Annotated in this window: 14 protein-coding genes; 5 read left to right on the forward strand and 9 right to left on the reverse strand. The window is 31.1% G+C overall.

The genetic code is table 11. The features are described from left to right. Positions 1-60 precede the first annotated feature (60 nt). A complete protein-coding gene (locus ACYEKI_RS00370) occupies positions 61-1,947 on the reverse strand; it encodes a hypothetical protein (RefSeq protein WP_459209156.1) in 1,887 nt (628 codons plus the stop codon). Positions 1,948-2,075: 128 nt separating this feature from the next. Next, positions 2,076-3,554 carry a MocR-like pyridoxine biosynthesis transcription factor PdxR gene (gene pdxR, locus ACYEKI_RS00375; RefSeq protein WP_459209157.1) on the reverse strand — a complete coding sequence of 493 codons (1,479 nt, stop codon included), beginning with the start codon at positions 3,552-3,554 and terminating at the stop codon, positions 2,076-2,078. Between the two features lie 85 nt (positions 3,555-3,639). Here pdxR and ACYEKI_RS00380 point away from each other — a divergent pair, with 85 nt between their 5' ends. The 3 genes from ACYEKI_RS00380 (at position 3,640) to ACYEKI_RS00390 (ending at position 8,094) form a co-directional block, all read left to right on the forward strand. Continuing rightward, the gene (locus ACYEKI_RS00380; protein WP_459209158.1) at positions 3,640-4,299 is read left to right on the forward strand and encodes a pyridoxamine 5'-phosphate oxidase family protein; all 660 of its coding nucleotides are present in this window, start codon (positions 3,640-3,642) and stop codon (positions 4,297-4,299) included. Positions 4,300-4,390: 91 nt separating this feature from the next. Then, on the forward strand, positions 4,391-6,244 hold the full coding sequence (locus tag ACYEKI_RS00385) for a CocE/NonD family hydrolase (RefSeq protein WP_459209159.1): 1,854 nt from the start codon (positions 4,391-4,393) through the stop codon (positions 6,242-6,244). Between the two features lie 14 nt (positions 6,245-6,258). Next, a complete protein-coding gene (locus ACYEKI_RS00390) occupies positions 6,259-8,094 on the forward strand; it encodes a DUF885 domain-containing protein (RefSeq protein ID WP_459209160.1) in 1,836 nt (611 codons plus the stop codon). Between the two features lie 273 nt (positions 8,095-8,367). Here ACYEKI_RS00390 and ACYEKI_RS00395 read toward each other — a convergent pair whose 3' ends face one another. The 5 genes from ACYEKI_RS00395 to ACYEKI_RS00415 all read right to left on the reverse strand — a co-directional run bounded on the left by ACYEKI_RS00395 (position 8,368) and on the right by ACYEKI_RS00415 (position 12,071). After that, entirely contained in the window at positions 8,368-8,739 is a 372-nt protein-coding gene (locus tag ACYEKI_RS00395; protein WP_459209161.1) for a SnoaL-like domain-containing protein, read from the reverse strand. Between the two features lie 123 nt (positions 8,740-8,862). Beyond that, a complete protein-coding gene (locus tag ACYEKI_RS00400; RefSeq protein WP_459209162.1) occupies positions 8,863-10,167 on the reverse strand; it encodes a cryptochrome/photolyase family protein in 1,305 nt (434 codons plus the stop codon). A 1-nt stretch (position 10,168) separates the two neighbouring features. Next, a complete protein-coding gene (locus ACYEKI_RS00405) occupies positions 10,169-10,864 on the reverse strand; it encodes an SDR family NAD(P)-dependent oxidoreductase (protein WP_459209163.1) in 696 nt (231 codons plus the stop codon). A gap of 15 nt (positions 10,865-10,879) precedes the next feature. Continuing rightward, a complete protein-coding gene (locus tag ACYEKI_RS00410) occupies positions 10,880-11,347 on the reverse strand; it encodes an SRPBCC family protein (RefSeq protein WP_459209164.1) in 468 nt (155 codons plus the stop codon). 64 nt (positions 11,348-11,411) lie between these two features. Then, positions 11,412-12,071 (reverse strand): MIP/aquaporin family protein, encoded by a 660-nt coding sequence (locus tag ACYEKI_RS00415; protein WP_459209165.1) that lies wholly within the window; start codon positions 12,069-12,071, stop codon positions 11,412-11,414. A 110-nt stretch (positions 12,072-12,181) separates the two neighbouring features. Here ACYEKI_RS00415 and ACYEKI_RS00420 point away from each other — a divergent pair, with 110 nt between their 5' ends. Beyond that, a complete protein-coding gene (locus ACYEKI_RS00420) occupies positions 12,182-13,021 on the forward strand; it encodes a DUF2911 domain-containing protein (RefSeq protein WP_459209166.1) in 840 nt (279 codons plus the stop codon). 88 nt (positions 13,022-13,109) lie between these two features. Here ACYEKI_RS00420 and ACYEKI_RS00425 read toward each other — a convergent pair whose 3' ends face one another. Next, on the reverse strand, positions 13,110-14,372 hold the full coding sequence (locus ACYEKI_RS00425) for an NAD(P)/FAD-dependent oxidoreductase (RefSeq protein ID WP_459209167.1): 1,263 nt from the start codon (positions 14,370-14,372) through the stop codon (positions 13,110-13,112). A 160-nt stretch (positions 14,373-14,532) separates the two neighbouring features. On the opposite strand from ACYEKI_RS00425, the gene ACYEKI_RS00430 reads away from it, so the two are divergent. Beyond that, complete coding sequence (locus ACYEKI_RS00430) at positions 14,533-14,955, forward strand: GNAT family N-acetyltransferase (RefSeq protein ID WP_459209168.1); 423 nt, start codon at positions 14,533-14,535, stop codon at positions 14,953-14,955. On the opposite strand, the gene ACYEKI_RS00435 is transcribed toward ACYEKI_RS00430, so the two are convergent. Next, positions 14,950-16,272 (reverse strand): sensor histidine kinase, encoded by a 1,323-nt coding sequence (locus tag ACYEKI_RS00435; protein WP_459209169.1) that lies wholly within the window; start codon positions 16,270-16,272, stop codon positions 14,950-14,952. The two genes, ACYEKI_RS00430 and ACYEKI_RS00435, sit on opposite strands and share 6 nt — an antisense overlap. Between the last annotated feature and the right edge of the window lie 3 nt (positions 16,273-16,275).

A 16,275-nucleotide genomic window follows, 5' to 3' on the forward strand; every position in this document is an offset into this window, starting at 1 on the left:
AATATTTTAGATAAAAATTGAAAGCCGTTAGTCTTAACTAACGGCTTTTTCTATTATAACTTATCTTGAAACTTTACCTCCATAATTTTTAAGAATAAAGAAAGAATATCCAAATTGCAATTGAGAAAAATTGTTATTTATATTATCAAAATCATGCACCAATTTATATCTTAAAAACAATCTGCCAGTACTCGATAAATCAAGATTTACGCCTATGTTAAATGTGTTTAACCATCGACTATAATCTACCACAGTTTCTGGATCATCTAATTGTCTAGACTTTATAATTAAATCATCATCATTACTGAAATTTTCAAACCAAGATAAACGATCTGTAAGCATTACACTTAAGCGTTTTTCTGGTAGCAAGTGAATTTGAAATTCGATAGGAACTTCAATATTATTTACAAACTTTTCTTCAGCTGTTTCTATATCTGATAATTTGTATCCACTACGTCCAAAATTAACTCCACTATTCAAATACATATTAACTTTGGCATTCTGATTTTCTAAATTTACTAAATTAAAAATCCCTCCTATAGAATAATTACGATGTTGGTAAAGCGATAATTGTGTATGTGAGCCATTAACTTCTGGTAATAAGAATTTATTATTCTTTTCTATTTTAGATAATTTAAATTCTGCATCAAAAAATTGAAGAAAACCAACTCCTTCAGCAGCTCGTGTAATAAAAAATGGCGGAATAAAATAGTGTCCCCATTTTCTATCAGTTCTAAATGTATTAATATTAAAACGTTTACGTACTTCTGTTTGAACAATCCCATTAGGATTCTCTTCATCTACTAAACTTAAAAAGTCGGTATATACTATAGCTTCTAATAAACGTGTAGACTTTTCTTTATGTAGTTTAGTACTTGTATGCGTTTCATCATCCAGCAAAACCAATTGCTTTTTCGGACTTACATCATTTGCATTAACATCCACCTTTTTAACATAGCGAATTACATCTCCTACATTTACTGATAATTCTATATTTTTTTCATTGAAGCGATATTGATTTTGTTTTAAAGAAAATTGATATAGTTTATTAATATCTTTTTTAAATTCATCTAGCGTAGCAATATTATAATGCGTTTTTAAGTCACTTTTAATTGATTTTATTATTGATTCATCATTATTCCAAAATTCTTTGATATCTAAATAGTCATATAATTCTTTAAGAACTTTATCTTTATCTCTTTTATCGGCTAGTAATTCTTCTGTCTTCTTTTTAATAGCATTAATACTATATTTTACTATATTATCGCTAAAAGATTCATCAGAACTTAATATATTATTTGACAGCCTTTTGATATTTGCTGTAGAGCTAATCCCTATCGAATATTTGTTATTAAACGTAATATCTATTTTTTTTCCTCCAAGTATCATGTCACCGTGAACTTGTATTTTTTCTATAAAACCATGATAAAATGTTAATTCTGCTTTAACATTTGTTAAATCTCCGACATATTCCTTTTCGTCTGAAGAGCTAAAAACTTTAATATTATCTTTTAAATGTATCGTTGCAACTTCTAGTTCTTCTTCTTCAGTATTAATATAGGTTACTACTTTTGCAAATTCAGTCTTTATGTACGGTTCAATATTACTATCTACTATATTTCCAATCTTCATTAATTCACCTGAAGAATTTCCTATTGTTATTGTTTCAGCTAGTACATTGTATAATTCATTTTTTAATTTAGCCTTAAATTCAGGATAGGTTAGTGGTTTTAATTTAAAATTTTTCTCATTTGTATCATGTTTTAATGTAAATAGATAAAAATCATCTTCATCAATTGTAATTGATAAAATAACATCCTTATTTCCAAGATAAGGTAAGTTTAAAAATTCCTTTATTAAATCACTAGGTAAAATAGATTTTTGAGCAACTCCATTAAAATAAAATAAAATTGCTATTAAGCATAAGATAATGTAGTTTTTTTTCATAATTTAAAATTTTAGTAAAACTTAACTTATGCAATATGACAGAGTAATTTACGCGTAATAAAACTACGATAAATCCATAAAGATAATCCCGATTTACAACGTAATGTTTTTATGGTTAAAACGTAAATCTACGGAGTTAACATATTTTTAACTAACAACTTAAGCCTGTCTACAATCTCTATAATTTCATCTTCATTAAAATTAGCAAATCCAAAACGCATACCTTGATGTTTAGCATTATTATTATCATATCTAGTCCAATCACTAAATTGGATTCCTTGTGAAAGTGCAAGAGGAGTAATGGTTTCCCAATCATAAGAAGGTTTAAGTTGTACCCATACTGCCATTCCACCATTAGGTACAGTAAATGAGAATAACTGTGAGATATGTTTTTCTAATAATTCGCAAAACAGATCTCTTCGTTTTTTATAATTACGTAATGCTTTTTTTATATGTCTTTGTATATCTCCATTGTTAAGCATCGTAGCCAATGTTGTTTCCATGACTAAATCTCCTTGTCGATCAATAATCCTACGTAGTTTTGCAGCTTCATCTATAAAAGCTTTTGGAGCGACTATATATCCTATACGTATTCCTGGAGCAACTATCTTTGAAAATCCTCCTAAATAAATCACACTTCCATATCGGTCATTACTAGCTAAAGGTAAAATAGGAGCATTATCATAATGAAAATCATAATCATAGTCATCTTCTATAATTGCAAAACCATATTGATTAGCTAATGTTAATAAATGCATTCTACGTGCTGCAGATAAAGTTACTGTAGTGGGATGATGGTGATGTGGAGTCGCATATACAGCAGCTATTTTTTGTTTTGAACAGAGTTCTTCTATAGCCTCAGTCTGTATTCCATCGTCATCAACCGGTATATAATGTAGTATAGCTTTGGATTCTTTAAAAGTATCATCGACAGTCTTATAATTTGTAGCTCCTACAATTACATGTTTATTTTTATACAATAGAAGTTTACTACTTAAATAAATTCCCATTTGGCTACCACGTGTAATTAAGATGTTTGATACATCTATGTTAATTCCTCTTGATTGATTAAGATAGGTTACCAAAGCCTTACGTAATGCCAGATTACCATAAATAGAACCATATCCCATTAGATTTTGGTGATATTCTTTTTTAAGTATATTTCTATATATTTTACCTATTTCATCAAGCGGAGCTAAACGTATATCTGGAATTCCATCACTTAAATGATATATTTTATCAGATAATACCATTGGTTTTCGTTCTAAATACGAATGTTTTTTAAACTCAAAAGAGATATTATTTGATAATACCTCATTAGTATCATCCAATTTATGAGGTGTAACCATGGGTAATTTTGTATTGACAAAAGTACCTTTTGCTGGTATCGTCAAAATCCATCCTTGAGCAATCAATTCTTCGTAACAATTAAGCACAGTTTTTCTATGAATCTCAAGTATCGAAGCCATAGCTCTACTGCTAGGTAATCGTGTTTCTGTAATTAATTTCCCATTTAAAATCAATTTAATAAGTTGATTACATAGCTGAAGGTATAGTGGTTGTTCATTTTTGCGATCAAGTTGAATTTCGGTTTTATATGGAAACATAACTGGACTATTTAATATATCAAAACTGGATGTTAACAAGATACCACAAAGCTATTACTTTTGATAAAAAGAAAAATTTAATACCATGAAAAATTATAATGTAACTCCATTAAACAAAGTTATACGTGGTTCAAAAAGAGCTTCTTATAACCAAGAAGAAATACATGCAATATTAGATGCGGCGTATTTATGTAGTGTAGGATATGTGTATCAAAATAAAGCTATTGTAATCCCTACAGCATATGGTAGAATAGGAGAAACCATCTATATACACGGTTCTTTAAAAAACAGAATGCTACTCAGTTTATTAGAACAAAATGACGCTAGCTTATCTGTAACCTTACTCGACGGATTAGTTCTTGCGCGTTCTGCTTTTCATCATTCTGCAAATTATAGATCAGTTTCTATCTTTGGTAATGTAAGAAAAATAGATGATCCAGTTGAAAAGATGGATGCTTTAAAACAAATTGTAAATCAAATGGTACCTAATCATTGGGATAACATTCGTCATCCTAATGAAAAAGAATTCAATGCTACTCTAGTTCTTGCTATCGATATCACAACAGCATCGGCAAAAGTTAGGGCAGAAGGTGTTATTGATGATAAATCAGATCTTGAATCATCATATTGGGCAGGAGTCATTCCTATTCAACAAAAAGCTTTAACACCTATATCAGATGAGCTGTTAAACGAACACATAGTAATACCAGATTCTGTACTTGATTTTGTAAAGAAAAATCAATAAATCAATTTTAACACTACACGTTAAAGTTTACTTAAATGGTAGTGCACTTCGCTGGGTAATTATATATTAACGACCTTAAAAATAATTACCTATGCGTCTATTTTATTTTAAATTCTTAGCACTGATTTGTTTATTGACATTCAGCACAGTAACTGCTCAAGAAAAAGAAGAATTTAATGTTCCAGATCATTATAGTAAACAAGAAGTTACTATACCTATGCGTGATGGAACAAAATTGCACACTACCATTTACAGTCCTAAAGATACTAGCAAAAAGTATCCTATTTTGATGCAACGTACTCCATATAGTTCTCGTCCATATGGAAAAGATCAGTTTAGGAGTAAGATAGGACCCAACGAATTCTTGATGAAAGAAGGCAACATTATTGTTTATCAAGATGTAAGAGGGCGATGGATGAGTGAAGGACACTATGATAATATGCGTGCTTATATTCCTAATAAAAAAGGAAAGCAGTTTGACGAAGCTAGTGATACTTATGATACTATAGATTGGTTAGTCAAAAACGTAAAAAATAATAACGGTAGAGTAGGTATTTGGGGAATATCTTATCCTGGATTCTATGCTACTTATTCTTTATTAGATGCACATCCTGCATTAAAAGCTGTATCTCCACAAGCTTGTATTGGAGATTTCTTTTTTGATGACTTTCATCACAATGGTGCTTATTTGTTAAGTTATTGGAGAGCTACTGCAGTTTTTGGATACGACAAAGACAACCCTACAAAGACTTCTTGGTATAAATTCCCCGAATTACCTAGTAAAGATCAATATCAATTTTTCTTAGATGCTGGTCCTTTGAGTAATCTAGATAAATATTATAAAGAGGATAACATCTTTTGGACACAACTTAAAGAACATCCTAATTATGATGAGTTTTGGCAAAAGAGAGGTATCATACAACACTTAAAAGATATTAAACCTGCTGTAATGGTTGTAGGTGGATTATTTGATGCCGAAGATTTATATGGACCTTTTGAAACCTATAAAAACATAGAAAAAAACAGTTCAAATTATAATACAGTTGTTTTTGGACCTTGGAGCCATGGGGATTGGTCTAGAGCTAGAAAAAGACAAGCTATTGGTAATGTTTATTTTGGAGATGATATTTCTTTAAGCTATCAACGTGATATCGAAACTAAATTCTTCAATCATTTTTTGAAAGGAAAGGGAGATAAGAAATCAGGTTTAGCCGAAGCTAGAATTTATGATACTGGAGCTAATCAATGGAAAGAATTTACTTCGTGGCCACCTAAGAATACTTCAAAAAAATCATTCTTTTTAAATGCAAATGGAAATTTATCTGATAATGCTTCAACAGCTAAAACAGATTTTATAAGTGACCCTAAAAAACCTGTACCATATTCTGAAGATGTAAAAATGGTTTTTACTCCTAGAAAATATATGACAGACGATCAACGTTTTGCAGCACGTCGTCCTGATGTATTAGTTTATGAAACACCAGTATTAACAGAAGATATGACACTTGCCGGAGAGATTTTGGCAAAACTTAAAGTAGCTACTACAGGTACAGATGCAGACTGGGTGGTAAAAGTTATTGATGTATATCCTAATGACGCAGAAGATCATGAAGAAACTCAAAAATACCTTAAGATGGCTAACTATCATATGATGGTAAGAAGCGAAGTTATGCGTGGACGTTTTAGAAATGATTTTTCAAAACCAGAGCCATTTACACCTAATCAAAAGACTGATGTAACCATTAAATTACAAGATGTTCATCACACCTTTAAAAAAGGACATAAACTACAAATACAGATACAAAGTACCTGGTTTCCGCTTATCGATTTAAATCCACAAACATTTGTTAGTAACATTTTTAAAGCAAATGCGTCTGATTTTACAAAACAAACCCATAGTGTCTACGGAGATTCTTCTGTAGAATTAACTATATTGAACCAATAACTAAATTATAACCCATGAAAAGAAAATCATTTTCTCTTTTGCTCTTATCGGTTGTGCTTGCAGTAAGCTGTAAACAAGAACCAAAACAGCAAGAACCTAAACCTCCAACACAAGAGGAAATCGCTCAAGCATCAAAGAAGCTTAATGACTGGTTTGAATCAAATTTCCAAGAAGAAGTTCAAGAGTCACCTATGATGCAAACTTATTTAGGGATTAAGACAGCAGACTATGGAAAATGGGATGACATGTCTAAAGCTTATGAAGAAAAAAGTCTTGCAAAAACAAAGGCTAGATTACAATACATTACAGATTCTGTAGATACAGCCCTATTAAATAAAGAAACATTACTAAGTTATAACTTATTAAAACAAGATTTACAAAACGGTATTTCTGACTTTCAATATAGATTATATAACTATCCAGTAAATCAAATGCATGGATTGCAAGCAGAATTACCTGCCTTTTTAATCAATATGCATCGTATAGAAAATAAAAGTGATGCCGAAGCGTATATTTCTAGATTAAATGGTGTAGATAAAGTTTTTGATCAATTAGTAGCTAATCTTAAAGAAAGACAAGAAGCAGGAATCTTACCTCCTAAATTTGTTTTTGATAAAGTTATTGATGATAGTCGTAATATCGTTAAAGGAAAACCATTTGATACTAGCAAAGACGAAAGTACTTTATTAGCTGACTTTAAAGGTAAAATAGCTGCAATAGAACTATCTGACGAAGAAAAGCAAAATTTAATAGCTGCAGCAGAAAAAGCACTTAACGAAAGTGTTAAACCTGCGTATGATCAATTAATTTCTGCACTAGAAGCTCAAAAAGCTGTAGCAACTACAGACGATGGTGCATGGAAATTCCCTAACGGAGCTGCATTTTATAACAATGCATTACAACGTACTACCACTACTGGATTAACTGCTGACGAAATTCACAAATTAGGATTATCTGAAGTAGCTAGAATCCATGCTGAAATGGATAAAATCAAAGAGCAAGTTAAATTTGAAGGAACGCTACAAGATTTCTTTAAGTTTATGAAAGAAGATAAACAATTTTACTATCCTAATACTGCTGAAGGTAAAGCGGCTTATTTAAAAGAAGCTGTAGCACTTATCGATACGATGAAATCTAAAATGGATGAATTGTTTATTACGCAACCTAAAGCAGATATCGTAGTAAAGGCTGTTGAAGCATTTAGAGAAAAGAGTGCTGGAAAAGCATTCTATCAAAGAGGAACTCCAGATGGATCTAGACCAGGTACTTATTATGCAAATTTATATGACATGGAAGCTATGCCTAAATACCAAATGGAAGCATTAGCATACCACGAAGGTATTCCAGGGCATCATATGCAAATCTCAATTGCTCAAGAGTTAAAAGACATTCCTAAGTTTAGAAAATTTGGTGGTTATACTGCTTATGTAGAAGGATGGGGATTATATAATGAATTCTTACCTAAAGAAATTGGTATGTATAGCGATCCATATTCTGATTTTGGTCGTTTGGCAATGGAATTATGGAGAGCTTGTCGTCTTGTTGTAGATACAGGTATACATGCAAAAAAATGGACTAGAGAACAAGGTATTGAGTATTATGTTACAAATACACCAAATGCTGAGAGTGATGCTGTAAAAATGGTAGAGAGACATATCGTTATGCCTAGTCAAGCTACTGCTTATAAAATTGGTATGATCAAGATTCAAGAATTAAGAGCTAAAGCCAAAAAGCAATTAGGAGATAAGTTTGATATTAGAGAATTCCACGATGTGGTATTAACTAATGGAGCTGTGCCATTAACTACGTTAGAAGAATTAGTAGATGCATGGATTGCTAGCAAATCTTAATTAATTGTATCCAAATTTGACAATAATAGAAAGGGATTGAATTATCAATCCCTTTTACTTTTATATGCTAGAGTTTACTTTTTTTATACATTTTGATGTTTCTAATCCTGAAGTAATACATGAAGCATAAATAATTACTCCAAGACCTATACAGATACATAATATCAAAATATAGAACGAAGTGTTTCGCTTAAACATGATTATAATTTTAATTAATATTCTTTACTAAAGAGAAAATTAAAATTTTAAAAAATCGCCCATCTTATCTTAATATTAAGATTGTGGTGGTAATTCGTAAAAGAATTGCTCTTGTGTGATTTTACCATTATTTACTGTATAAACTGCTACTTCCTCCATTTGTACACGATTTGCGTCTTTAAAAGTGACATCCATTTTCATGGTACAGGTAAAATGGTTTCCTGCTACAATTGGTTCAGAAATTTCAGAACCATGAAACTCATCTACCATGGCATACCACTGATTACTTTTTTCGGTAACAGCCTCGATTCCTTTCACTTCTGGATTAGGAGCTCCAGCCATCTCTAAACTTGTGATATTAGTATCATAAAGCTCTTTCATGGCTTCCATATTTTTGCCTTCACGACATAGCGTTACTAGTCGATTTGCTACTTCTTGTGTTGTCATTTGTTTATTTATATAGGTTGCTTTAACAAAATACAAAATATTCTTATTCAACAAAAATACCTGCGTATATTCAAAATAAATCTAAATACCACTTATACAACTATATACTTTTTATAACAACAGTTAAGATAAAGCTTCTTTATACGTTTCTAAACAACGTTTTCTAGCATATTTATGATCAATCATAGGTGAAAGATAGGTGAGTTGATCAAAATCTTTAACCCATTTTCTTACATAATTCAAGTCTTTATCAAATTTTTGAATTTGAGTTGTAGGATTAAAAATTCTAAAATATGGAGCTGCATCAACTCCAGAACCAGCAACCCATTGCCAATTTCCTACATTGGCAGAAAGATCAAAATCTAATAACTTTTCAGCAAAATACGCCTCGCCCCAACGCCAATCAATAAGTAAGTGCTTACATAAAAAACTTGCCACCAACATACGTACACGATTATGCATCAAACCAGTCTCATTAAGTTCTCTCATTCCTGCATCTACAAGAGGAAAACCTGTTTCTCCATTTTTCCATCTTTCAAAATCTTCTTCATTATTGCGCCATTTAATTCGATCATATTTAGCCCTAAATGATTTATTGATAGTATGTGGAAAATGCCATAGAATCTGCATAAAAAATTCTCTCCAGATTAATTCTGAACAAAACACTTTATTCTCTTCTTTAATTACTTGATCAATTAGTTTACGTATGCTCACTGTTCCAAATCTAAGATGAGTACTTAAACCTGATGTTCCTTTGCTTTTTGCAGGATAATCTCTCGTATCACCATAATTTATAATAAGTTCTCGAGAAACTATATGTGGCTTAACTTTGATTATCGACGTTTTAAATCCAATAGATTCCAAGGTTATTTGTTTATGCTTAACCGTATATAAATTATTTAAAAGTATTTCTGATGGATAAAAGGATACTTCTCTTAATTGATACGCTTTCATCCACGCTTTCATATATGGTGTATAAACCACATAAGGTGTATTATCTCCTTTAGATATCTCGTTTTTTTCGTAGATTACTTGATCCTTAAAACTTTCAAATGCTATGCCTTGAGTCGTCAAAAAAGTTTCTATTTCATGATCTCTTTGTATAGCATAAGGTTCATAATCGTGATTTGTATATACTTTGGCTATGGTATACTGATTACATAGCTCTTCAAAAATGGCTAATGGTTTTCCGTGAAATATTGCTACAGACGAATTAAATTCATCTTGCAAAAATAATTGCATATCCTGTAAACAGGATACAATAAATTGAACTCTAGCATCATTTTTGGGTAGTTTTTCTAAAATATTTTCATCAAAAATAAATATAGGTAATACTTTGTATTGATCTTTTAATGCCTGATATAGCCCTACATTATCTTCAAATCTAAGATCTCTTCTAAACCAAAAAATCGAAATTTCCTGTTTCATGTTAACTTACATTTAGCGTAGACATTCCTCCATCAACTCCTATGATTTGTCCTGTAATCCAACTGCTTTCTTCACTTAATAAGAATTTTGCGATATTAGCTATATCTTTAGTATTACCGATACGTTTTAAAGGATGTTTTTTACCCATTAAAGCTTTTTTATCTTCATTACTTAATAAGCGCTTTGCAAGAGGAGTATCTGTAAGAGAAGGGGCTATCACATTAACTCGAAGTTTTGGAGCTAGTTCAGCAGCAAGTGATTTTGCAAAACCTTCTATAGCACCTTTTGAAGCAGCAACACTAGTATGATAAGGCATACCTAATTTTACTGCAACAGTACTAAACAATACTATACTCGCTTGTTCTGCTCTTTTTAAATGAGGAATAACATCTTGCAAAACAGTGATTAACCCCATAAAATTCACTTCCATATCCTTTTTAAAATCATCTTTTGATAAGGATTTGAAAGGTCTTAAACTAATGCTACCAGGGCAATACACAAAACCATCAATACGATCAGGTAGTGCAGTGGTATCTATACTATCTGTAATGGTATCGTAAGTGATATGGTTAACTTCTAAATTTCCTAAATTCTCTGCTGTACGTGATGCTACGTATACATTATGTTCTTTATACAGTTGTAATGCAATTTCAAACCCAATTCCGTAACTTCCTCCAATCAATAAAATGTTCTTCATCTATCATTCTTTTTATTAGGATGAAAATTCACCAAAAAGTTCAATGAGTTTTTCTCTTCTATAATCAAAGATTTTTTTGAGTTTTGGCTTCACTATGATTGGGTGTACTAATTGACTTATATATCCCATTGGTAATTTATAGTCAATAATATCTTCCATCAACACACCTCCTTCAATTTCTTTTAAAAAGTGTTTATGATGCCATAGTGCATATGGACCAAATCGTTGTTCGTCTACAAAATATTCTGGTGTTTTGACATGTGTAATTTCTGTAACCCATTTAGTTTTAACACCTGGTATAGGTGCTACTAAGTATTGTATAATTTGTCCAGGGTACATTTTTCTATCTGCTCCAGATAAAATTTCAAAACCCATAAAATCAGGAGTAATTGTCTTTAAATTAGCTGGATTTGACAAGAATTCCCATGCATGTTCTATCGTAATTGGTAATTTTTGCGACGCTTTTAGTGTATATATCTTCATCCATTAATTTTATATAAAGATATACAATTTTGTTTAATTAATTTACATAAACATTAAACAAAACTCAACAATCATCACAACAATCATCTGTTTTAACTAATTTACAAGTCATTACTGCCAAAATTGCACCTATTACTGGAGCAACCATATACAACCATTGATGTTCCCAGTGTCCAGAAAGTAATGCTGGTGCAAGAGAACGAGCAGGATTCATAGATGCATTAGTCATAGGCCCAGCAAACATCGCTTCTAATAACACAACACCACCTATGGCAATTCCTGCCATCATTCCGATTTCTTTAGCTCCTGTAGATACATTTATGATCACCAACATTAAAAAGTAGGTAAGTAAAGTTTCTAAAATTAAAGCTCTAATCTCATCCAGTTTGGGAATTGTTCCTCCTAGAAACTCGCTATCAGGAAAAAGATACCATAATAAAGCGCTAGCTAATATAGCCCCAACACATTGTGCCATTATATACTTAGGAACTTCACTCCACTTAAATTTCTTTGCATAAGCAAAAGCAATAGTTACTGCAGGATTAAAATGTGCTCCAGAGATATCTCCAAAAGCATAAATCATTGCCATTACAATTAATCCCCAAGTAATCGCTATACCTACATGAGTTACATCTCCACCAGTAACTTCGTTAATAGTCATTGCTCCAGTACCACAAAATATTAAGGAAAATGTTCCTATCACTTCAGCTATATATCTTTTCATAGTTTGATTTTAATGAGCTACAAATATACTAGGTCTTATTTTAAGGTTTTGTTAACCTTTTATCTTTATCTATTGTGTATTTTGCGCCTAAATATTCAAAATTTTAACCAATGAAAAAGATCATCTTATTTTTAAGTTTAGCGGCTTTTACCTTTACGTCAAAAGCACAAGTTAAGACACCTCAACCTAGTCCGACATCAAAAATAGAGCAGGTTGTAGGTTTAACAGATGTTACTGTAGAATATTCAAGACCAAGTGCTAAAGGTCGTAAGATTTATGGAGATTTGGTTCCTTTTGGAAAATTATGGAGAACAGGAGCAAATGCCAATACAAAGATCACATTTAGTGATGATGTAAAAGTTGGTGGTCAGGATTTAAAAGCTGGAACTTATGCTGTTTTTACAACTCCTAATGCTGGAAAATGGGAAGTAATTTTCTATACAGATTCTTCAAACTGGGGTACTCCTCAAAAATTTGATCAAAGCAAGGTAGCTGCACAAATAACTACTAGTTCTTCTGCATTACCTATGCCTATAGAAACGTTCACTATTATGTTTAACGATTTTACTTCTGATTCTGCTAATATCTATTTCTTATGGGAAAAAACTATTGCAGCAGTAAAACTAGAAGTACCTTCAAAAAAACAAGCTTTTGCTAGTATAGAAAAAGTATTAGCTGGTCCAACTGCTGGAGATTACTATCAAGCAGCTGTATTCCACAAAGATAATGGTGATGTAAATAAGGCTAAAGAATATATAGAAAAAGCAATTTCATTACGTAAACAACCAGCATTCTGGTACCACAGACAACAATCTTTAATCTATGCTAAAGCTGGAGATAAAAAAGGAGCTATCAAAGCCGCTAAAACTTCTTTAGAATTAGCGGAAAAAGCAGGAAATGCTGATTACGTAAAATTGAATAAAGATTCATTAAAAGAGTGGGGAGCATAATCTTATTGATTAAATAAGAGTGTTACTATTTCACTTTAAAAAAACAAAAAACTCAGCTATATGCTGAGTTTTTTGTTTAAATACCTTTTTAAACTTCTTTACCTCTCATCATTTTTTTCCAATACAAATATGGCAATCCATATTTTTTAAGAAACCACAAGCGTCGATGTTCTTTGTCGCTATTAAAAATCAATAATTGTTTTAATTTGGGATCAGGTGTAAAATTTCCTGTGTAATCAAATTCTGCTAAGACCATTTTATTATAACCTGTTACTAATGGACATGATGAATATCCATTATATTTCTTATCAGAAATCTTTTCTGTTGCTATTAAGTGTAAAATATTAGTCACAACAACTGGTACTTGTTTTCTCACTGCTGCTCCAGTTTTTGCTGTAGGTAAATCTGCTACATCTCCAAGCCCAAAAATATTTGAAAACTTTTTATGTTGCATTGAATGATGATCTATAGCTAACCATCCCGATGAACTAGATAGCACAGATTCTCTTATAAATTTAGGTGCGGCTTGTGGTGGGGCTAAATGCAACATATCAAATGGTAATTCTATAATAGTATTACCAGAACTTTCTTCTTGTAGTGTGGTATCTTTTGTTAAGATACATTCGTTTTCTTCTTCACCAGTGTATTTAAAAAAGACTTTTTTCTGTTTAGCATCAATCTTTACAGGAGCCCAATGATGCCTAAAAAGAATTTGATATCGATCTATGACATGCATTAATGTTTCTCTAATAGGTTTTACACCAAAAATTACAGAACCTGGTGTAGCAAAAATGAGATTCGTTCTAGAGGCTATCTTTTTCCTTTTAAAATAATCAGCCGCTAGATAAGCTATTTTCTGTGGAGCTCCGCCGCATTTAATTGGGGTAGTAGGTTGTGTGAAAATTGCATTTCCACCTTTAAAGTTTTGCAATACTTCCCAAGTATATTCTGGATTGATATAATTACTACAAACTGTACCATTAGCCAAAGCTTCAGGTAAGCCTTCAATTAAAGAGGGCTCCATAACTAATCCTGTAGCTATAACTAAATAATCATACGTAAGTATACCAGTACTTTTTGTTTCTACCATATTTTGCTCTGGATTAACTTTTATGGCATAATCTTGTATCCAAGTTACATTTCTGGGTATTAATTTATGTGTTAATTTTTCTGTTCTTTTAAAGGAATAAGCTCCTGCACCAACCAATGTCCATGCTGGCTGATAAAAATGTTTTTGCGAAGGCTCTAATAAAGCTATATCAAGTTTTTTATTTTTTGATAATAAGCTTGTTGCAGTCATAATTCCAGCAGTTCCTCCACCAATAATTAAGATTTGATAATGTGATTTCATATGATTTAGAATAATAATGAGAAATCTAAAACTAAATTCAACAGATTAGAAATACTGTAACATAGGTTACATAACATAATGTTTGCTATTAAAAAGATTTTATAGGCTATACATAATTCCAAAAAGGATACTATATTTCTTAAAATTTTAATCATCGACAATGAATTTCAAAAAAATAACACCTAGTAGTAAAGAAGATATTACATCTATTTTAAATGGAATTAACACCTATAATTTTAGTAAAGTTCCTGCCACTTCACCTCTTTGGACTCCATTAGAGTTTTCTGTCGTGAATGATAAAGATGATGTTATTGGTGGAATCTTAGGTGGTATAGGTTGCTGGAATGGTTTAGAGATTAAAATATTATGGGTAGATGAGATCTATAGAGGGCAGGGTATAGGTAAGATGCTTATACAGCATATCGAAGCTGAAGCAAAAAAATTAAAAGCTACAATAGCTATGCTTGATACTTTTGATTTTCAAGCAAAAGATTTCTATCTAAAACAAGGATATGCTATCATAGGTATACTCGATAATTTTCCTCAAGGACATCAACGCATTTACTTTTCAAAAGAACTATAGATTAGGAAAACTCAATACAAAAGTGGTCTGTTCTTCTTTTGGTTTAAAGAATATACTTCCTCCATGAGCTTCCATAATACTCCTAGTTAACGTAAGTCCGATTCCAGAACCCTCTTTTCTAGTTGTAAAATACGGTATAAAAATATGTTCTTTGATATTTTCTGCAATACCAATTCCGTTATCTATAAAAAACACATTGGTCTTACTCTCATTTGATATAATCTTAATTTCTAATCGTGGTGTAATACTGTTTACTAATGCATGAATACTATTAGATATCATATTAATAAAAACTTGTTCTATCTGCTCTTTGTCAAGTGAAAGTATAAATTCTTCTTGTATTTCATATATCAACTTAATTTGCTTGTTTTTGAATTCTTCTTGAAACAATTGTAAAGTTTGCGATAGTAATTCTCCTAGATTAACTTTCTCTTTTTGAGGTAAAGGAAGCTCAGTTAATTTACGATATGTATCCACAAAATTAGTAAGATGCTGCGAACGTTTCTTTATGATTTTCAGTCCCATTGCTAGTTCTTCTAAGCTTTCATTATCTATTTCATTTTGGTTTAATATACTACCTAAACTATTTGCCAAACTACTAATAGGAGTAATCGTATTAATGATCTCATGAGACATTACATTCATCAATTTATACCAGGATTCCTTTTCTTTTTTATTGATAAGTTGTTGTACCGTCTCCAATGACAATACCAGATATTCATATTCATACGCCTGTGTTACTGCCGTTTTTAATAAAAATGATTCTGTTTCGTCATTTACACGTATCGTAACAACATTTTTACTAGGCAACCATTCTTTTTGATCAACGAATTGTAATAAAGGTTTTATCTTTTCTTTGAGTAGTTCCCATCTATAATATTTAGGGATATTCAAAAACCTTGTAAGTGCTGTATTTATTTGATAGACCCCAATATTTTGATTAGCATCCTTCCTTAAGATTAAAATGCCTATAGCAAGATGCTCAATAATATTAGTAAAAATTAATTGTTCTGAGTACTGTTGCTTATTTCTTCTCTTTAACTGTTCTAATAGTGTTTTAATTTTAATATAAAGCGGATGTTTTTTTCTTTTATCACCTATTGTTATAGCATAATCATCTGATAACACACAATCCAGAATTTTTTCAAAATCAAGTAAAACTTTTTGAATCACCTCAACTATCAATACGCATTGAATTATTAGTATAACGAATACAATCCAAAAAGTTATAGGATATGATTTATATACTAGAGTAAGTACAATAGTATTGCTGATAATCAACAGTAATCTAAATAGAATAATTTTCTTGATATTCATAAT

This window comes from Aquimarina rhabdastrellae (assembly GCA_947387485.1).
In the GTDB taxonomy this organism is placed as follows: Bacteria; Bacteroidota; Bacteroidia; order Flavobacteriales; family Flavobacteriaceae; genus Aquimarina.